Source organism: Bacteroidales bacterium, from assembly GCA_031276035.1.
Lineage (GTDB): Bacteria > Bacteroidota > Bacteroidia > Bacteroidales > BM520 > RGIG7150.
In genome coordinates this window covers 65,452-87,623 of record JAISNV010000024.1, presented here as the reverse complement: position 1 = coordinate 87,623, position 22,172 = coordinate 65,452, and the positions used below count along the sequence as shown (strand labels likewise).

15 protein-coding genes are annotated in these 22,172 nt (G+C 33.6%); all 15 read left to right on the top strand.

Features of this window, described 5'->3' with window-relative positions:
- Positions 1 to 33 precede the first annotated feature (33 nt).
- The gene (locus tag LBP67_06200) at positions 34 to 1,386 is read left to right on the top strand and encodes a hypothetical protein (protein MDR2084568.1); all 1,353 of its coding nucleotides are present in this window, start codon (positions 34 to 36) and stop codon (positions 1,384 to 1,386) included.
- Positions 1,386 to 2,990, top strand: a complete 1,605-nt coding sequence (locus LBP67_06195; protein MDR2084567.1) for a leucine-rich repeat protein — start codon at positions 1,386 to 1,388, stop codon at positions 2,988 to 2,990. The genes LBP67_06200 and LBP67_06195 overlap by 1 nt, the downstream gene beginning before the upstream one ends.
- A 12-nt stretch (positions 2,991 to 3,002) precedes the next feature.
- Positions 3,003 to 4,853 carry a M12 family metallo-peptidase gene (locus LBP67_06190; protein ID MDR2084566.1) on the top strand — a complete coding sequence of 617 codons (1,851 nt, stop codon included), beginning with the start codon at positions 3,003 to 3,005 and terminating at the stop codon, positions 4,851 to 4,853.
- Positions 4,854 to 4,944: 91 nt separating this feature from the next.
- Positions 4,945 to 5,529, top strand: coding sequence for a Holliday junction branch migration protein RuvA (ruvA, locus tag LBP67_06185; GenBank protein ID MDR2084565.1), 585 nt, complete (start codon positions 4,945 to 4,947; stop codon positions 5,527 to 5,529).
- 1 nt (position 5,530) lies between these two features.
- Positions 5,531 to 12,772: a cell surface protein SprA gene (gene sprA, locus LBP67_06180; GenBank protein MDR2084564.1), complete on the top strand. Its 7,242-nt coding sequence runs from the start codon at positions 5,531 to 5,533 to the stop codon at positions 12,770 to 12,772.
- A 73-nt stretch (positions 12,773 to 12,845) separates the two neighbouring features.
- Positions 12,846 to 13,238, top strand: coding sequence for a glycine cleavage system protein GcvH (gene gcvH, locus LBP67_06175; protein MDR2084563.1), 393 nt, complete (start codon positions 12,846 to 12,848; stop codon positions 13,236 to 13,238).
- Positions 13,239 to 13,262: 24 nt separating this feature from the next.
- Positions 13,263 to 13,949, top strand: a complete 687-nt coding sequence (locus LBP67_06170; GenBank protein MDR2084562.1) for an energy transducer TonB — start codon at positions 13,263 to 13,265, stop codon at positions 13,947 to 13,949.
- 256 nt (positions 13,950 to 14,205) lie between these two features.
- Positions 14,206 to 15,105 carry a phosphate butyryltransferase gene (locus LBP67_06165; GenBank protein ID MDR2084561.1) on the top strand — a complete coding sequence of 300 codons (900 nt, stop codon included), beginning with the start codon at positions 14,206 to 14,208 and terminating at the stop codon, positions 15,103 to 15,105.
- Position 15,106: 1 nt separating this feature from the next.
- Positions 15,107 to 16,018, top strand: a complete 912-nt coding sequence (locus LBP67_06160; protein ID MDR2084560.1) for a phosphate butyryltransferase — start codon at positions 15,107 to 15,109, stop codon at positions 16,016 to 16,018.
- Positions 16,019 to 16,149: 131 nt separating this feature from the next.
- Positions 16,150 to 17,235 (top strand): butyrate kinase, encoded by a 1,086-nt coding sequence (gene buk / locus LBP67_06155; GenBank protein ID MDR2084559.1) that lies wholly within the window; start codon positions 16,150 to 16,152, stop codon positions 17,233 to 17,235.
- A 134-nt stretch (positions 17,236 to 17,369) separates the two neighbouring features.
- Entirely contained in the window at positions 17,370 to 18,599 is a 1,230-nt protein-coding gene (locus LBP67_06150) for a hypothetical protein (protein MDR2084558.1), read from the top strand.
- 21 nt (positions 18,600 to 18,620) lie between these two features.
- Positions 18,621 to 19,961, top strand: coding sequence for a tetratricopeptide repeat protein (locus LBP67_06145; protein ID MDR2084557.1), 1,341 nt, complete (start codon positions 18,621 to 18,623; stop codon positions 19,959 to 19,961).
- 7 nt (positions 19,962 to 19,968) lie between these two features.
- Positions 19,969 to 20,562, top strand: a complete 594-nt coding sequence (gene lptC, locus LBP67_06140; GenBank protein MDR2084556.1) for an LPS export ABC transporter periplasmic protein LptC — start codon at positions 19,969 to 19,971, stop codon at positions 20,560 to 20,562.
- Positions 20,563 to 20,622: 60 nt separating this feature from the next.
- A complete protein-coding gene (locus LBP67_06135) occupies positions 20,623 to 21,621 on the top strand; it encodes a M28 family peptidase (GenBank protein MDR2084555.1) in 999 nt (332 codons plus the stop codon).
- A gap of 11 nt (positions 21,622 to 21,632) precedes the next feature.
- Positions 21,633 to 22,169, top strand: coding sequence for a hypoxanthine phosphoribosyltransferase (locus LBP67_06130; protein ID MDR2084554.1), 537 nt, complete (start codon positions 21,633 to 21,635; stop codon positions 22,167 to 22,169).
- Positions 22,170 to 22,172: the final 3 nt, after the last annotated feature.

Sequence of the window (22,172 nt, the reverse complement as noted above, 5' to 3'; positions counted from 1 at the left end):
GCCGGCGGAGCTATTGATGTTACTAAATATAATTTGTATATAGAAAATAACGGCAATGTAGGATTAGGCACACTTTCACCTACCAAGAAATTAGATGTAAACGGAGATATTAAAGGAAGTCAACTTACATTAAGCGGATTAAGTTCGAATTCGGGTAGAATAATAAAAATAGGTACAGGAGGATTACTAACATCTTCGAGTATTTCCGAGACTTCGGAAGGTAATATTAAAATTGCTGGAGCAAACAATGAATCTAAAAATTTGGAAGTTACCGGAGATATTAGTAGTAATAATATAACAATCAGTTCTCTAAATTTAAATAAAAGCCAAGTATTAAAAGTAGGAAATGATAATAAAATAACTACAGCTGTTATTTATGAATATGGAGGCAATGTTGGTATAGGACAATATGCCACAGACCCTCAAGAGAAACTCCAGATTGGAGATGAATGGACATTCCATGATGGGACTGGTGATAAAACAATAGGTAGAAATGTTAGATATGCTCCCATGAACCCAAATTCTTGTTATAGAATTAAGGATGGCTTTGTATCAAGAATTAATTTTACAGTTATGGGTGGAATTTTACTTCAAGTTGGGGATAATAATAGTGCCGGCACATCTGTTAATCAGTGGCATGGGATTTCTTTGGTAAATAACGGCTATGTAGGTGTTGCTACCGCCGATCCGCAGGAACAGTTTCAGATTGGAGACGAATGGACATTTCATAATGGTGACACAAAATACATAGGCAGAAATATAAGAAACAACGGAACAGACGATGTAAAAATAAAACAAGGAGTATCAAATACACTAAATTTTTCCTCAACAGGCATAAGTTTATATACTTATGATGAAGGTGCAGCCGGTTCCATTGTAAACCGAACCGGAAATATTACACTTCTAAATAATGGTAATGTAGGCATAGGTTTTATAAGCCCGACAAAGAAATTGCAAGTAAATGGGGATATTTATTCATCCAGAGATATTTGGGGAGAAAAGATTTTTGCAAACGATGGAATAGGTATAAATACCTCAACATTACCTTCCGGTTATAAATTGGCAGTTAACGGCAAGATTATCTGCACCGAAATGAAGGTGAAACCTTTTGCTAACTGGTCTGATTATGTATTTGAAGATAATTATAAGTTGAAAACTCTTAAAGAAGTTGAAGCTTTTATAAGTGAGAACAAACATTTACCCGATGTGCCTTCTGCAAAAGAAGTAAAGGAAAATGGAATTGATATAGGCGAAATGCAGAAAATTCTTTTACAAAAAATAGAAGAGCTCACTCTATATACCATAGAACAGCAAAAACAAATAATGGAATTAAATGAACAGATAAAAATATTACAACAACTTAATAACAAAAAAGGAGGTGAATAATGAAAGGAAGAATTATATTTATAGTTTTGACCCTTATATTGAACGTGTCAAATGTGTTTGCACAGAAAATAGAAATAGACGGTATTTACTACTATTTGGATTATCAGGAAGAAACTGCGGAAGTAACTCATTACACTTTCCCCAATCATTATTCCGGCGTCATTGTTATTCCTAATTTAATAAATCATTATGAAAATGAATATATGGTTACAATTATAGGAGAGCAAGCTTTTGATGAGTGTCCTATAACTTCTATAATCATTCCTAATACTGTTACTTATATTAAGCAATCAGCTTTTTATGGGTGTGAAATACTAAATTCTATTTTGATACCTAACGGTGTGTTTTATATAGAAAGACGTGCTTTTGGCAATTGTGAAGCCCTAACTTCAATAATAATTCCAAATGGAGTTTCAAACATTGAAGAAAAAACTTTTTATGGTTGTACAGGTCTTAAATCAATTATTCTTCCAAGCAGTGTCAAGTATATTGGTCAAGAGGTATTTATGCTATGTCAAAAACTTAATGCCATTACCAATCTCAATCCTGTACCTGTTGATATTTCTTCTTCTACAGATATTTTCTTCGAGGTTAATATTACAGAATGTACTTTAACTGTTCCCACCAGCGCTGTAACTGTTTATCAAAATACTGCAGTCTGGCAGGATTTTAATATTGTCGGCGGCGGAATTTTAGTTAATCCTACCGTCAATAATAATTTATGGGGTTATACAGACGGAAATGCATTATACTCATCAGGCGAAACAGCAACAGTCACAGCTTATGCACGCAATAATTGCAGTTTTGTAAACTGGACAATAAACGGAGAGCTTGTTTCTACCGAAGAAACATACAGTTTTACTGTAGCGGAAGATATAGAGCTGGTTGCTAATTTTGAACAGCATACCACAACAATTAATGTTGCTATAAATAATGATGATTACGGTACAGTAACCGGAGTAGGTGTTTATCCTTTAAACTCAACGGCAACTCTTACAGCTGTTGCAAACCAAGATTATAAATTTGCAAACTGGATAAAAGACGGTTTGGAGATAACTTATAATCCCTATAGTTTTACAGTAACCAAAGATGAAGAATTACTGCTGAACTTCAGGGAAAAAAACAACTATACAGTTAACTTAACCGTAAATAATCCTGATTATGGCACGGTTCAAGGAGATGGAACTTATAAAGAGGATGATCATGTTTATGTATTAGCGACTGCAAATACGGGTTATTATTTTGTATGTTGGATGCAAGACGGTTTAATAGTATCCACCGAAAAGTATTATGGATTTCCAGTTACGGAAGATATGGAATTGCAGGCAGTCTTTATTGTCAACGACTGGGGAATAGACGATATTGAGAAAAGTGATATAATGGTTTATCCCAATCCGACAAGCGGAGAATTAATAGTTAATAATGAAGATTTAACAATTAAGCGAGTTGAGGTTTATAATTTGATTGGTAAGAAGCAGAATGCGGATATGAATTTTCGACAAGCAGAATGTATCTTAGATATTTCACATTTACCGGCTGGAATGTATATTGTAAGAATAACAACCGAAGAAGGATTTATTACAAGAAAGATTATGAAAATATAACTCAATCAAATTATGAAAACGAAAGCTTTATCTATAATATTTTATTTTATTATTTTCACTGCATTCGGACAGGGGAATGCTTTATATCATGATATACAGAAAGCAAAAGATTCTAAAATTCATTTTGAAAAAGTTAGTTTAAAGAAAACAAGTGCTGATATTCAGACTCTAAATAATTTTAAAAATAAAAATGAAGTTTTATTCTTCGAAGATTTTTCTATTGAATCTGAAAACGGCAATACAAAAGCATTGAATTTGACAATTCCTTTGAATAATAAAAATATGATTTTAGAATTAATAGAAGTTACGGAAGATTATTATGATTATGTAATAGAGACATCATCCGGGCAATTATTTTCTGCGGACAGAGATATTAAGCACTTTCGAGGAGTAATAAAAGATGATGATAATAGCATTGTTGCACTTACACTTTATAAAAATGAAATTATGGGGTTAATTTGTAACGATGAGGGAAATTTCAATTTGACAAAAGATAAAGACACAGGTAAACATGTTTTATATAATGATAGGAATTTGATTAATAAACCTAATATGACATGTGCGACAGTTGATGATTTTTCGTTTTCGTATGATCCGAAAATTTTAACACAAGATAAAAAAATTCTTATTAACGATAGAGGTTCGGCAGGTGATACTGTCAGATTTTATGTTGAGACTATGTATGATATATATGATGCTCACGGACATAGTCGTTCAGCAGTTGAAAAACATATAACGAGTATATTTAATCAAGTTTCTACACTTTATAAAAATGAATATATTCCTACTAAAATTTCACGTATCAAAGTATGGGATTATATAGACCCATATTATTTATGGACAGATATAAATAATTTATTAATTAGATTTCAGGATGAAAGAACCTCTTTTCCCGGTGATCTGGGGATATTATTAACTTATGAAAAGAATGAGAATAACACCCAAGAAGGATTAGCTGCAGGTTTTGAAGGTTTATGCAATCCTTCTGCAAAAGAAAAGCTGGCAGTTGCTATGATTAATAAAGGTTATGCTGCGTATGCGGATTATAGCTGGACTGTTAATGTAATAACTCACGAATTAGGTCATTTGTTAGGATCTCGTCATACACATGCTTGTGTATGGAATGACGGATTTACAGCTATAGACGGTTGTGCTGAAGTTGAGGGCAATTGCTCAAGACCCGGATACCCTGAAGGTGCCGGCACTATAATGAGTTATTGCCATCAAATAGATGGGGTAGGCATAAACTTTATTAATGGTTTCGGCATACAACCTAATACTGTAATATTTAACAATTACTTTTTTGCCGATTGTTTGAAAAATTGTGATGATGAATTTTCCGATCGAACAGTTGTTTCAAACATAACTGTAACCGGTTGTGAAACATTAATCGTTGAAAATGTTAGTATTTCAGATAGTGCTAAAGTTATTTTAAGCGCTACGAAAGAGATTGACGTTTATTCCGATTTTCATGCTGCTGAGGGTACGGATGTAACTATAAAGATTAATGCAAAATCAGACTCATTCTCTTCTTATTACATTTCCGACCTGCCTTCTATTAGTGAAGCAGAACAGTTAAATGATTTAAAGTTTCAGGAAATAAATATGGATAATGTGGAACTTACAAAAAATAATTCCGGTTTAACCGTCTTTCCAATTCCTGCAGATAAGATATTAAATATCTATTCAACCAAAAGTAACAACCAATTATATATCTATAATATACATGGAGTATTAATGTGCAATTCTTTGTTTTATCAAAACACTTCATTAGATATTTCAACCTGGCCTGCTGCTATTTATATACTTAGAATTATTCAAGAAGACAAAACAGTTTTTTCTCAAAAATTTATTAAGGAATAACAAATTCTTTTTCTCAAAAATTCTTTACTCTCAAATTTTCGTTCTCAATTATTCTATTATCTTTGCAGTTTATTGAAAATGTAATTATATAATGTACGAATATATAACCGGAAAATTGGTTTATTCTAATCCGAGTTACGCTATTATAGAATGCGGAGGCATCGGATATAATATACAAATATCTGTAAACACATATGCTTTAATCAAAGATCAAACTAATATTAAATTATTTTTACATCATATTTTACGGGAAGATAACGAATCATTATTCGGTTTTTTTGATGAAAAGGAAAGGATATTATTCCGTCATTTAATTACAGTTTCGGGAGTTGGAGCCAACACAGGACGAGTTATTCTTTCTTCAATGAATTCCGCCGAATTATATTCGGTAATAGTTAATAAAGATAGTCGCAGATTAAAATCTGTAAAAGGAATAGGAGAAAAAACCGCTCAAAGAATCGTTTTAGATTTGGCGGATAAATTATTAAAAGAAAATTTTGATGCCGCAAACATCGGTCCATTACACAATAATTATGCAAATGAAGCGTTATCAGCTTTAACGGTACTTGGTTTCCCAAGGTTATCTGTTGAGAAAGCTCTTAAAAAAGTTATAGAAACTAAAGGTGCCGACTTAGGCGTTGAAGAGCTGGTAAAAGAGACTTTAAAAATTTTATAGATTGAAAAAGCTTTATAAATACATTATAGTTTTTCTGATTTTCCCGCTTTCGGGAATGCTTTTTGCGTTTTCAGAAGTTAATGTTAAATATCCTGATTCAGAAATATCCTTCGAATACCAACAACCTGATACTACTCTTCGTTTCCCGATAAAAAAAGATACGGGACTTGATCCGTTAAGAGAAGATAACTCTTTATATCTTAATGATCCTTCCAATATAACAACCACAATTGAATACGATCCGATATCAAATCAATATGTTTTAAAAAGAAAAATCGGTAATATTGATTACAGAGATCCGTATTATTTCGATTTTGAAGAATACAGGGATTTTGAAATGAAGAGGGGAGTTAATGAATATTGGAAAGAAAGATCGGCAACAGCAGGAGGTGATGCCCGTGACGGTTTAATTCCTACTATAAATATACGCAGCGAAGCTTTCGACAGATTATTCGGTTCAAATACCATTGATATTCGTCCGCAAGGTGCTATCGAATTGAAATTCGGAGTACTCCATAATTTTAGAGATGATACTAATTTGGATATTAGACAGAGAAGAAATACAAGTTTCGACTTTGATATGAATATGCAGATCAGTTTAATGGCTCAAATCGGCGAAAAAATTAAACTTAATTTTAATATCGATACAAGAAATTCGGTAAATGTTACGGTAGATAATGACAATAAAATAGGTTATGAAGGTACTGAGGATGAAATTATTCGTTCGATTGAAGCCGGGAATGTTTCAATGCCTATTAACAGCAGATTAATTACTGGCAGCCAATCTCTTTTTGGTGTTAAAACCAAATTACAATTCGGTAGATTGTCTGTTACTGGTATTATTGCTCAGCAGAACTCCAGTACATCTTCCGTTACTGTAGAAGGTGGTTCGCAAAACACAGACTTTAAGATTAAAGCTTCTGACTATGATGAAAACAGACACTTTTTCTTATCTCAATACTTTCGTGATAATTATGAAAATGGTCTGTCAACTTTACCGATAATAAGCTCAAATGTTAATATTACAAGAGTTGAAGTTTGGGTTACAAATATCGGTTCGGCTGTTACGGAAAACAGAAATATTGTCGCATTTTCCGACTTAGGAGAGTATGAGCCGAGCAATCAATTTATTTATCCTGTAGCAGGCAAAAGGATGCCGGATAATTCCAGTAATACCCTAATGACAATGTTGGATACTGCTAAAGTACGCGATGTCAATTCCGTTTATAACTATTTGTCAACTTTACCGGGAGCTGATTTTTCTCAGGGTCGGGATTTTGAAAAAATCGAAAGTGCAAGAAAATTAACCGATACCGAATATACATTTAACCGTTCTTTAGGTTTTATTTCTTTAAGTACTGCTTTGACTGCAGGGCAAGTTCTTGCAGTTGCATTTCAATATACTGTCAATGACGAGATTTATCAAGTCGGCGAATTTTCGGATCAAGGTATAACAAATCCAAATGCTATTATTATTAAGTTATTGAGGAGTACATCTATTGATACGCGTCATCCTATGTGGAATTTGATGATGAAAAACGTTTACTCGCTCAATGCTTATCAAGTGGAGTCGGAAAACTTTATGCTTAACATTTTGTTTACGGGAAATGATAATGGTGTTGCAACAGGATATTTTAAAACCGGTCCCGATAATATAAGGGGTGTATCTTTATTGAAATTATTCGGATTGGATTCTTTAGATGCACAATTGAATCCTATAGAAGGCGGCGACGGCCTTTTCGACTTTATTGACGGTGCGGCAACAAGCGGAGGTACCATCAATTCATCTAACGGGCGAGTATATTTCCCTGTTCTAGAACCTTTCGGTTCATATCTCAGGACAATCCTTCCTACGGATATGGCTAATAAATATGCTTTCGATTCATTATATACTCAAACTAAAACAAATGCAAAACAGTTAACCGAGAAAGATAAATTTTTACTTTCAGGTTACTACAGTTCATCCGGCGGTGCGGAAATTAATCTTAACGCTTTCGATATTCCTCAAGGGTCTGTTGTTGTTACAGCAGGAGGAAGAACTTTGGTTGAAAATGTTGATTATACGGTTGATTATGTATTTGGTAGGGTAACAATATTAAATGAAGGAATATTAAACTCAGGGACAACAATTAATGTTTCAACCGAGAGCACTTCAAGTACCGGAATTCAAAAACAAAGTTTGTTGGGTTTAAGAGCGGATTATCTATTCAGTCAGCATCTTAATTTTGGTGCAACACTAATGCATCTGCGAGAAAAACCTTTAACACAAAAAGTATCCTATGGAGATGAACCAATTGCAAATACAATTTGGGGATTGGATATTGTGTATCAAAAAGAAGCTCCATTTATTACCAAACTTATTGATGCATTACCGTTGATAAGTACGCGTGCACCGTCTATGATTAGTGCGGATGCCGAATTTGCACAATTTATACCTGGACATCCTAATATTATTGGGGCTAATGGAAATTCATATATTGATGATTTTGAATCTAGTAAACAAACCATCAATTTAACTACACCCGGTTCTTGGTTCTTAGCATCAACACCTTATCATTTTCCTGAAGCCAATTCCGGTAATTTAAGTTATGGTTTTAGAAGATCTAAACTTGCATGGTACGTTATAGATCCTATACTCTATCAATCGAGTTACATGCCGCCGAATATTGATTTGCGCGAAGTATCCAATCATTATGTCAGAAGAGTAGATTATAATGAATTATTTCCGAAAGCCGAAATACCGAACAATCAAACATATTCAATATCAGTTTTAAATCTTGCATATTATCCGTCCGAAAGAGGTCCGTACAATTATAATGTTGACGAATTAAAAGAAGACGGAACTTTAGAAAATCCTAAAGATAAATGGGGCGGTATTATGCGTAGAATGGAAACTACCGATTTTGAGGCCAATAATATAGAATATATCGAATTTTGGCTTTTAGATCCGTTTATGGATCCTGATGATGACGGTCCTTTGGAACCATATAATACCAAAGGAGGTAAGTTGGTATTTAATCTCGGAGATATTTCCGAAGATATTTTAAAGGACGGCAGAAAAAGTTATGAGAACGGATTGCCGATTAATGATATAATAACAGGTGTTGATACTACAATCTGGGGTAGAGTACCTAATTTACAAGCTTTGGTTTATGCATTTGATAATGACCCGGCTTCAAGACCTTATCAGGATGTAGGATATGACGGATTGAACAGTACGCGTGAAGGAAATAATGATGAATACAGTTTCTTCTACGATTCGTATATATCTAAAATTGCCGAAAAATTCGGAGGAATAAATAATATTGCTTATCAAAATGCGGCTATAGACCCTTCGGCTGATGATTTTCAATATTTCAGGGGTACTAACCTTGATAATGACGATAATTATAAAAGTATTTTGATGAGATATAAAAACTATAATGGCCCCGAAGGAAATTCATGTGCGCAAGAACTTTCGCCGGAACCATATGATATCTCTGCTACTAATAACCCTAATATAGAGGATATTAATAATGATAATACGCTTAGTGAAAGTGAAAACTTTTATGAATATATTATTTCCTTAACTCCTGATCAAATGATCTTAGGAGAAAATTATATTACTGATGTCTATGAAGCAAAAAACATCCAATTACAAAACGGAACAAGAAGTAATGCTACATGGTATCAGTTCAAAATCCCTATTTCTCAGCCCGATATGGTTCATGGCGTAATTTCTGATTTTACATCAATACGTTTTATGCGCGTATATTTGACGGAATTTGAAGAGCAAGTTGTATTACGTTTCGGTTCATTAGAATTAGTAAAAGGCGACTGGAGAAGGTTCAGCGGAGATCTTTTAGCACCGGGTGAATATATTCCGCACAATTCTGTTAATCAAACAAATTTTGATGTTTTCACAGTAAGTCTTGAAGAAAACGGCGGCGCTACTGAAAGAGTTCCATACGTTATTCCAAGTGGAATCCAACGCGAAAGAGATTATTCTACCACAAATCAGGCACAGCAAAACGAGCAGTCGATGGCTATTACAGTTACTAACCTTTTTGATGGTGATGCGCGTGCTGCTTATAAAACATCAGGTTTCGATTTCAGAAATTATAAAAATCTTGAGATGTTTATTCATGCTCATGCAGAAACAGAAGCCGATAATTCCAAATATGCAAATACCGCAGGAGCAATTACTGCTTTTATAAGGTTTGGTAATGACCTTACAGAAAACTATTATGAATATGAAGTTCCGCTTACAATTACACCTTGGGGAACAACATCGACTAATGTGGATGCAATCTGGCTTGAAGAAAACACGATGAGCATTGAGTTCGAAAAACTTATTGAAGTCAAGGATCATCGTAAAGACGCTATGAAAAACGATCCGACAATTTCAACAATATATCCGTATTCGGAATATGACGGTAAAAATATTATAACAATACTCGGTACACCCAGCATGAGTACTGTTAACGCAATTATGATAGGTGTGAGAAATCCCAAGCAGACAACAGGATCTACAACCGACGATGGAGCGCCTATTTCAATGACGGTGTGGTTTAATGAATTGAGATTAACCAATTTTAATGAAAGAAGTGCTTGGGCTGTTACCGCAAGCTTATCAGCAAATCTTGCGGATTTAGGTAATGTCTCTGTTTCCGGATTATATTCTACTCCTGGATTCGGTAATATAGGCACAAGCATTAGTGAAAGGTCTAAAGAAACAGTCGCCAATATTTATACTTCGGTAAATCTTGAGTTAGGAAAATTCTTACCTGAATCATCAGGTGTAAAAATCCCTATGCACTTTGATTATTCACAGGAAGTCTCTACTCCCGAATACGATCCGTTGGATCCGGATGTATATTTGAAAAACCAATTACAAGACATGTCGAGAGAAGAAAAACAAGAATATAAGAATAAAACTCAAGATATTACTACAAAAACAAATGTCAATTTCATGAACGTGAGAAAAGACAGAACTTCGGGCAGCACTAAAAAACCTCACTTCTGGGACATTGAAAACTTTGATATATCATATTCGTATTCAAAAACAAAACAAAGTGATATAGATATAGAATATTATGATAAAACTATTCATACCGGTGGTTTAGGCTATACATTTAATGCTAACCCTAAAAATGTAAAACCATTTTCTAAGGTAAAATTCTTGAGAAATAAAAATCTTGCATTAATAAGAGATTTTAATTTTTACTATCAGCCTCGTTCATTCGTATTTAGAACGAATATGGATAAAACCTATATCGAAAGATTAATTAGAAATAAAACAGGCGATGATATAATAATTAATCCCACTGTTTCTAAACAATGGAATTGGACTAGAAATTATGTATTTAAACATGATTTTGCCACTTCTCTGAAGTTTGAATATGCAGCGAATGCAGTTGCATATATTGATGAGCCATCAGGCATAATTGTGGATAAAGAAGCTTATAGACAAGAAGTTTGGAATTCGGTTAAAAGTTTCGGTAGAATTAATTCTTTTAATCAAACTGCTGGACTGAATTGGACTGTACCGATTAATAAAATCCCATTCTTAAATTGGATTAACATTACTGCAAGGTATGATGCAACTCTCAGGTGGAATGCAAGTGCTTTGTCTGTACAGGAAATAATGGGTAATACTATAGAGAATTCGGCAAATTTCAATGCTACCTCAAGCCTTAGATTGTCAACATTATATGGCTATATCCCTTATGTCAAGAATGTCGTAAAAACAACTGCGAGAAGACCGCAAACAACAAAACCTAAACCCGCTTCAGCCACTGATACTATTCCGCAAACAAAACCTAAAGTTAATTATGGTAAAATCATTGGTGACGGAGTAATTAAAATTATCTTCGGTTTGAAAGACATAAATATTTCTTATCAACAAACAGGAGGTACAATCTTACCCGGCTATACGCCCGAACCAAATAATTTTGGTTATACATGGAATAAAAAAGCTCCCGGATTCGGGTTCATTTTAGGAAGTCAGAAAGATATTAGACAAAAGGCGGGCGCCAACGGTTGGCTTACTATTGATACGCTTATGAACAATAGGTATAGCCAGTCAAAAGCAACCAATATCAATGTACGTGCAAACTATGAGCCGTTTAGCGGATTTAAAATAGAATTAACAGCCTCTTATCGAACTACAGAATCATTCTCGGAGCTTTATAAAGCAGACGCTTGGGGTAACTTTGGAGAAAGTGGCTATGCACCATCTTACGGCGGTAGTTATCAGGTTTCTTATATTTTTATTAAATCGGCTTTTGCAAAGGCTACAACCACAAACCTTGGCGACGGTACTCAAAAGAACGAATCGGTTACCTTTGAAACGTTAAAAGAATATCGAAATATTATTGCATTTAGATATGCTAATGAGAATAAGAATTATAATGACAGAACATATTTCGATACTATTGCGGGAGGGGTGTATCCCGTGGGATATGGACCTACTCAACAAGAAGTCGTTATGACTGCACTACTTGCCGCATATGCCGGTATAGATCCTAATAAAATTGCTCTTACTACATTCCCTAATATTCCTTTGCCGAACTGGAATATCCAGTTTAACGGATTATCCAAACTGGAAATCTTTAAACCGTATTTTAAAAATATTTCATTAAAACATACATATAGAAGTACTTATAATGTCGGAAGCTATACAAATAATATTTATTATGAAGAAACCTCAGGCTTCCCGTCCGCATTTGATGACGCTTCTAACTATATTGCATTGAGGGAAATAACTTCAGTACAAATTACAGAACAATTCTCGCCTTTAATAGGTATCGAAGTAACAATGCAAAACAGCCTTATGATTAATGTTCAGATTAATAAAACAAGAACATTGGGAATGAGTTTCGCGAATAACCAGCTTACCGATAATTCTTCGGATGCTTATGTTTTCGGAGTAGGTTATAGATTTAAGGATGTTAAATTTACTGTTCGTTCTTTTGGCGGCAGGGGTAAAAAAACAAATATTAATAGCGATATAAATATTAAACTTGACTTTTCGATAAGAAATAATATAACAGTCTTAAGAAGAATTGATGAACAAGTTAATCAGATTTCTTCCGGACAAAAGATCTATTCTATTAACTTCTCGGCAGATTATATGGTAAGTAAAAATCTTACTATAGCACTTTACCATGAACAAACCATTAACAGGCCGCATCTGGTTACATCTATTGCCAATTCTACGTTTAGATCGGGTATTAGTTTAAGAATGTCTTTAGCGCAATAATTAATTAAAAAATTATTGTAATAAAAAAAATAAATATTATTTTTGCAAATTGATTAATTAAAATAAATTTTATATGAATATACCTAAAAACTTTAAATTTACTGAACATGATGAATGGGTTAGTATAGACGGTAATATTGCTACTATCGGCATTACCGATTTTGCTCAAAGTCAACTTGGAGATATTTCTTTTGTTGAAGTTGAAACCGTTGGCGAAAATCTTGATAGAGAAGAGCGTTTCGGAAATATTGAAGCAATAAAAACTTCAGCAGGCGTATTTATGCCGGTTAGCGGTGAAGTAATTGAGTTTAATGTTGAACTTGAATCGGATCCTGCTTTAATTAATAATGATCCTCACGGTAACGGTTGGATTATTAAGATTAAAATGTCTAACCCTGATGAAGCTAATGATTTAATGGATGCGGCTGCTTACGAGAAATTCCTCGAAGAAAGGCCTGCGGTATAATTTATTAAAAAAAAGGAGATTGTTATGGATAAAAGAAAAACCAGCAAATCGGATTTAGAAGGAAAACAAATAATTTTTCTTGAAATTGGTCTGATTTTCGCTTTGGCAGTGTGTCTTTTAGCTTTTGAATGGAAAAGATATGACATTCAAAAGGTTGAAATTGAAGCACGTGCAGATGTTGAGGTTTTGGAGGAAATTGTACTTCAGACTAAACAGGAAAAACCGCCACCACCACCAAAACAGATGGTGCCGACTACTACTCTTCTTAATATCGTTGAAAACGAAGTTGAAATTGAAACTGATATTATTGTTGATGTTGAAATGGATGAAAATTTCGAATTAGATGAATATGTTCCTATCGAAATAGATGACGAAGAAGTTCATGAAGAGGAAATCTTTCTTATTGTGGAGAAACAACCGGAATTTCCGGGCGGTGATGCTGCCAGATTGAGATATTTGCGTGACAATGTTAAATACCCGCAAATGGCTAAAGAATCGGGAATACAAGGTACTGTATGGCTTCAGTTCGTTATTGAACCGGACGGCTCTGTAAGTAATGTAAGAGTTGTGCGTGGTATCGGCGGCGGATGCGACGAGGAAGCAATTAGAGTTATTAAGAATATGCCGAAATGGTCTCCTGGTGAACAAAGAGGCCGTAAGGTTAGAGTACAATTCTCAATGCAAGTGAAATTTACTCTGCAAGGCTCGTAAAAACAAAATAAAAAACCCGTAAAAACCTTACGGGTTTTTTTATTTCGGATAATGATATATGAAAGTATGAAGTTTAATTTTAGAATCAATAAATCAGGAAATAAGTAATTTTAATTTGTTTATCGGCCTTCACTCTATTGATATTATACAATAATTACCGCATTATTATATCAATACATTATTACATCAGCTTTTGTCCTTTACCCTTGACCTTTTACCCTTTTTTATTATCTTTGCATAGTAAAAATTTGAAATTATGATAACAAAATTAGATCAAATATTTGAAGTACTTAAATCACGCCCACCTAAAAGATTAATAGGTGCTTACGCTTGCGATAGTCATACTCTGGATGCAATTTCCGAAGCTGTTAATCTCGGGATTATTAATGCAACTTTAGTTGGAGATACTAAACTTATAGAGCAAACTTGCAAGAGAGATAATATTGATATGTCGAAATTTACTATCGTTCATGAACCGGTTGATTCTATTGCAGCAGCAAAAGCCGTTGATATGATTAACAAAGGAGAAGGCGATTTATTGATGAAAGGCCTGTTAAGTACTGATAAATACATGCGCGCTATTTTGAACAAAGAAAACGGGTTGGTTCCGCCAAAAGGTGTTCTCAGTCATGTTACAGTTATTGAAAATCCTAATTATCACAAACTTCTTGTTGTCGGTGATGTTGCTATTATCCCTGCTCCCGATTTTGATCAAAAAGTAGCCATCACAAAATATTTGATTAATGCAGCCCACGGTTTGGGTATTGATAATCCGAAAGTGGCTATAATTGCAGCTACAGAACAAGTTCTTGCTAAGATGCCCGCCTGTGTTGATGCTTCTGTGATTTCCAAAATGGGTGAAAGAGGACAAATTGGTAATGCAACTATAGACGGTCCGCTTTCTTTAGACCTTGCAGTTGATAAGGAAAGTGTTGAGATTAAGAAATTGACCAGTAAAGTTGCAGGAGATGCGGATTGTCTGGTATTCCCGAATATTGAATCGGGAAACGTCTTTTACAAAACTAATACTAAACTTGCAGGTGCGGAATTAGGCGCCTTTGTTGCCGGAGCAAAATGTCCATGTGTTCTTTCTTCTCGTGGCGATTCAGTAAAAACTAAATTATATTCTATAGCAATCTCTGCATTACTAGCTTAAAATGAATAGAATAACTTCGTTAAATGAGATTACTGCAGTCCTAAAACAAAAATCACGTAAATTTAAAATAGCAGTAGCTTGCGGCCACGACAGCAATACTATCAATGCACTGGCCAAGGCAGCAGAACATTCTTTCGCTTTACCGATACTGGTTGGTAAAAAAAATCTTATCATAAATATTATTAAAGAAAATAATTTAAATGAAAATCTTTTTCAAATTATTGATGAACAGAATGATATTAAAGCACTGAATATTGCTCTCGAAATGGTTAAAACCGATAAAGCCGATATTTTTATGAAAGGCTTAATTGGAACGGATAAATTTCTTCAGGCGGTTTTACATAAAGAAAAAGGTTTAATGAAACCTAAAGCTGTTATGAGTTATGTTTGTGCTGTAGAAGTTCCTAAATATCATAAATTACTTTTTATTACGGATACTGCTGTTCTTCCTTATCCCGACCTGGATCAGAAAATATCAATGCTTAAATATAGTATTGAGATGACAAAGCAATTCGGTATTGAAAAACCGAAAGTAGCCCTTATCGGATCTTCGGAAAAAGCAAGTATAAAAGATACTTATTCAGCCGATTATTCTGTTATGTGCAAAATGGTTGATCGTAAACAATTACCCGACTGTGTAATTGATGGTCCGATTGATGTTTTTTTGGCTTGTGATAAAGAAAGTGTTGAAATAAAAGGCGTTCCGACTCCCGTAAACGGCGATGCCGATATTTTGTTGTTCCCGAGTTTAGAAGCTTGCAACAGTTTCTATAAAGGTTTGATGCTTTTCGCCGGCGGTGAACTTGCCGGATTGATACAAGGAACAACAAAGCCTGTAGTTGTTATGTCGCGTAGCGAAAGTGAAAAATCAAAATATTATTGCGTTGCTCTTGCTTGCCTCATGAGTAATTGAAAATGTTTACAGATAAAATAAAAGTCGAATAAGCATATACTATTGATTAAATGATTTTACAATTTCTCCTTAGAAATACAGGTCGGAAGATTGTAAAATTTAAAGTGAATTAATAATTAAAAATATAAAAAATGTATAAAATTTTAGCTATAAATCCGGGTTCTACTTCTACAAAGATTGCTGTGTATGAAGATACCAATGAAATATTTATTACTACAATAAGACATACGGCAGAGGAACTTCAAGATTTTGAAAAAATAACCGATCAATTCGGTTTTAGAAAAAATATTATTATCAACGAATTGAATAAGGCCGGTATTGATGTTTATTCATTAAATATTATTGTTGGCAGAGGCGGACTTGTGAAACCGATTCCTAGTGGTGTTTATGAAGTTAATGATACTTTAAAGACAGATTTAGTAGAATGTAAATTAGGTGAACATGCAAGCAATCTTGGTGGTTTAATTGCAGCAGATATAGCAGATGAAATAAATAAATTTCATCATAATGATAATGTTAAGGCTATAATTGTTGACCCTGTTGTTGTAGATGAATTACAAGATGTTGCAAGAATTTCCGGACATCCGCTTTTTCAAAGAATTTCTATATTCCATGCTTTAAATCAAAAAGCAATAGGAAGAGAACATGCCAAGAAACTCAATAAAAAATATGATGATCTGAATCTTATTATTGCTCATCTCGGCGGAGGTATTTCTGTAGGTGCCCATCAAAAAGGAAAGGTTATTGATGTTAATAATGCATTGGATGGCGAAGGTCCATTTTCTCCCGAACGTTCCGGAACTTTACCTACCGGACAACTTGCAAAATTATGTTTTGGCGGACAATATACTTATAAGGAAATTAAGGAAATAATAAAAGGAAAAGGCGGCCTCGTTGGCCATCTCGGTACGAACAACGCACAGGATGTCGGCAAATGGGCTCGCGAAGGAAATGAAAAAGCGCTGCTAATTCAAAATGCAATGGCTTATCAGATAGGAAAAGAAATAGGATCGATGGCTGCTGTTCTAAAAGGAAAAGTTGATGGAATCTTAATTACCGGAGGAATAGCACATAATAACGAAGTAATAAAATACATAAGTGATATGGTAGATTTTATTGCTCCGGTTAGCGTATATCCGGGAGAAGATGAAATGGCCGCATTAGCATTAAATGCTTATTTGGTGTATAAAAAAGAATTGTCGATTCAAACATATTAAGTTATACCTTTAAACAGCTGATAAATTAAGCTTTTTTTAGAGTTCAATTCAAAAAAAAATGTGATATTTGCAAATCAATACAGTATATCTTGAAAAATTATAAGTATATAATAATAGCATTATTAGTTTTATTAATGAGTTCGACGCTATTTGGTCAAACCGTTTATTCCCCTTATTCTAATTTCGGTTTCGGCAATATGTCGGATGTACGTAATCCTGTCTTAAAATCTATGGGCAAATCAGGATATGCTTATCGCGATCATACCGTTGTTAACTCATTAAATCCTGCTTCATATACGGCATTTGATACCCTTTCATTTCTTTTTGAAGCCTCGTTTGATATTAATACCCTTAATCTTGCAACTTCGAATTATAACGAAAGTAACACTTATGTAGGTTTGGGACAAATACAATTGGGTTTTCCAATCTGGAAATATATCAAGGCGAGCGTAGGTTTAATTCCTGTATCCAATGTCGGTTATTATGTTGAAAACAAACTCATTGATGATGTTACAGGGAGTCAGCTGTATCAATTTAAAGGAACAGGCGGCACCAATTCGTTCTATGGCGGACTCGGATTTCAGTTGTGGGATCTTTCTTTAGGTGTGAATGCTTCATATCTTTTCGGTAATATTGATAAGTCACAAGCCCTTCTTTATAGCGATTCGGCTTATTTCGTCAATATAAAAAGAATAGAACAAATAGCAGTTTCTTCCGTGATGTTTGATATTGGCGCACAATACTACACCAAAATCGGCAAAGATTTATTTTTATCTTTGGGTGTTGCATACCGTCCTCAGCAGAATTTATCTTCTGTAAGTTCTAAGGTTGCTTATACTTATATGTTAAATTCATCAGGCGATGAAACATTAAAAGATACCATTTTTGTTGTTAAAAATTCGGATGTACCTGTTTGTCTTCCTCAAAAGATAGGCGCGGGCGTTATGTTGAAAAAGCTGAACAGATATAAAGTACAAGCTAATTTTGATTGGACTGAGTGGAGTAAATATCAGGATATTTCTACTTCTAAAGGAGATCTGTTAAATTCTGTTTCAGCATCTGTCGGTTTTGAATATGCTCCACGCTCATCTACAGCTTCAACTTACTGGAAATGGATTAGATATAGATTGGGTGCTTACTATAATAAAGGAAATTTTTCAATTAATGACTCGAATATACATGAGTTTGGCATGACTTTTGGAGTTGGTTTTCCGATAGCTCGTTCTTTCTCAATGGTGAATTTAACTTTAGATATCGGAAATAGAGGTACAAAAGCTAATGATTTGATTCAAGAAACTTATTTTAACTTTACGGTAGGATTCTCTCTTTACGATACTTGGTTTTATAGAATAAAATATAAATAAAATAATATAATGAAAAATAAAATGATGAAAACAAGAATTTTAATATTATTATTAGCTGTATTTCCATTAGTCTCTGTAGCGCAAGATGTTAATGATTTGCCTAAATATGGAAATGATAGCGTTCAATGTATTACTAATTTATCATTATATAGAGAGCCTTTTAAACAATGGCGTGAAGCCAGATATCCTAAAGGCGGATTTGATGAATCTTACAAATTTTGGAAATGGGTATATGATAATTGTCCTAAATCTTCTTTAAATATTTATGTTGATGGTGTAAATATTTTATATGATAAAATTAATTATGCAGCTAATAGCGAAATTAGAGAAGCATATACGGATTCTTTAATGATGCTATATGATCAAAGAATTCTTTATTTTGGTGATAAAGGAAATGTTTTGTCGAGAAAAGGCTTGGATCTGCTGAGATTTAGATCTTCCGATGCTCAACAAATTTATAATATTCTCAACGAATCAATAGAAATTGAAGGAAATAAAACTAAAGACGGAATTATTGATGCCTACTTTAGAACAACAGTTCAATTATTTAATGACGGCGTATTTGCTAAAGATGTCATTTTTGAGAATTATGAAAAAGTGATGGCAATAATTGACTATAATATTGCGCATAATGCAAAGGAAAAAGATAAATATGAAAGCGTAAAGTCGAGTGTTGAATCCGTATTTGAACCATTTGCAAGTTGCGAAGATCTTATTCCTCTTTATACTAAGAAGTTTGGTGAAAGTCCTGATGATGTTAAGTTATTGGAAAAAATTTCCTATATGCTTGATCGCAAAGGTTGCACGGGTTCGCAATTATTTCACGATGTTTCAGTACAATATCACAAATTGAATCCTTCTCCCGAATCTGCTTTTATGCTTGCTAAAATGATGTATAAAAACGAAAATTATTCAGAAGCTATTAAATACTTAAATGAAGCCGTTAATATGGAAGACCGCATTAAAGCAAGTAACGCTTATTATGTAATGGCAGCATGCTATAGAATGTTAGATAACTTCCCGAAAGCAAGAGAAATGGCTAATAAGGCTTTTGAACTTGACAGAACAAATGGTGAACCTTTGATGTTCATAGGTGAATTATACGGACAAAGCGACAAATTATGCCCGGGTTCTAATCCTGTTGAAAAAGGTTGTATTTATTGGGCTGCTGTTGACATGTTTGAACAAGCAAAACGTATTGATTCTTCTTTAACCGAAAGAGCAAATAAAAATATTGCTCTGTATTCTCAGTATTTTCCGACAACAGAGCAGATTTTCTTCAGTGAACTTTTAGAAGGTGATGATTATGAAGTGGGTTGTTGGATAAATAAAACAACTAAGATAAGAGCAGCAAAAAAATAATAAAATAGTGGAAAGAAATAATTATAAGCGCAGGTATTTTACATATCTGCGCTTTTGTGTTATTATGATTTCAATTGTTATATGCCATGTAAGTTGCATTGACCAAACTGTTATTGATAAAGCACAAAAATACAATGAAACACTCGATACGCTTCCTGCTGAAATTATTTATAACTTTAAGATACACTATAGTGAGAACGGAATTATTAAGTTTGTCGTAGAAGGTGAAGAAGCAATCAATTGGTCGCATAAAAAAGAAATGGTTTTTCCTAAAGGCTTCTTTGCTACTTTTTATGAAGAAGATATGACTGTTAAAAGCACTCTACACGCAAACCACGGAATCAATTATGAGGAAAAAAGAATAATGATAGCTACGGATAGTGTAGTATTGATCAATTTTAATAAAGAGGAAACTTTAAATACTGATGAATTAATCTGGGATCAGAATAAAAAGTTGATATATTCGGATAAATTTGTAAAAATAACTACAAATGAAGATGTTATTTTTGGGAATGGCGGCTTTGAATCCGATGAAGCTTTTGATGAGTGGATAATTAAAAATCCTACCGGAGATTTTATTATTAATGAAGATGAAGAATAACAATAATTTTTTCTATCTTCGCAGAAATTATCATTTTTTTAGAAAAAATTGACGAAATATATGAAGATTAAAAATTATATTTACTTGATTATAACCATTCTTGTAGTTTTATCTGCTTGTAAAGAGAAAAGCCAAAATATACCGCAAAAACGGGAAGAAGTAAAAGCTAATTTTGTTTCAAATTTTAATGAAGACTCGGCTTATCAATTTGTGAAAGAACAAGTAGATTTTGGCCCTAGAGTTCCCGGAACAAAAGAACATGATGAAACGGCAGAATATTTATATGAAAAATTATTGCAATATGCAGATACGGCTCTAATACAATCTTTCAAAACACGGGTATATACCGGAGAAATTTTCGATTCTAAAAATATTATTGGCGTTTTTAATCCGACAAACAGAAAAAGAATTCTACTATGTGCTCATTGGGATTCTCGTCCTTTTGCAGATCATGACCCTAATCCTGAGAACAAATTTAAACCTATAGATGGCGCAAACGACGGAGCGAGCGGCGTAGGCGTACTCCTCGAAATATCACGCCAGTTAAGTATCTTAAAACCTGATATCGGTATTGATATTATATTTTTTGACATTGAAGATTACGGAACACACGAATCTAAACAAAATGAAACTACTACAGGAGAAGAATGGGGATTAGGCTCACAGTACTGGGCGAAAAATCCGCATACATACGGATACAAAGCTTTCTATGGAATTTTGCTTGATATGGTCGGTGCTTCGGAACCGGTATTTCTTAAAGAAGAATATTCTCAATATTTCGCGCCGCAAATTGTTGAGAAAATATGGAGAACAGCAAAAGATTTGGGTTATGGTAAGTATTTTCCCGATCAAAAAGGAATACCTATCAATGATGATCATTTCTATATAAATTATTATGCTAAAATACCGACAGTAAATATTATTCATCTGGATTTATCATCTTCAAACGGTTCCTTCTTCGAGTATTGGCACACAAAAGAAGATGACATGTCAAAAATAGATCCGAAATCCTTGAAAATGGTCGGAGATATTGTGCTTACAGTAATTATGAACGAATAAAAAATATCAAGATGAATAAAATCATACAAGTTTTTGATAAAAAATTCGAATTATATATTCCTCATAAAGAAATAATTGAAAGCATAAATAGAATTGCGGAAGCAATAAACAATGAATACAAAGATGATGATCCTTTGTTTCTGGGAGTTTTAAACGGCTCTTTTATTTTTGCTGCCGAACTTTACCAACGTATTAGTATTGCTTCAAATATTTCATTTGTAAAGGTTTCGAGTTATTCCGGAACAAAATCTACTGAACATATTAAGCAACTGATAGGTTTTGATATTCCGGTTGAAAATAGACGAATTATTATTCTTGAAGATATTATTGATTCGGGATTAACCATGAAACACGTTCTTAATCAGTTATCAGGAATGAGAGTGAAAGATGTAAAAATTGCAACTCTACTGTTTAAACCCGAATCCTTTAAGGAGAATTACAATATTGATTATATCGGGAAATCTATTCCTAATGATTTTATTCTGGGTTTCGGACTCGATTATGATGGATATGGAAGAAACTATGAAGACATTTATAAAATAATTTAATAC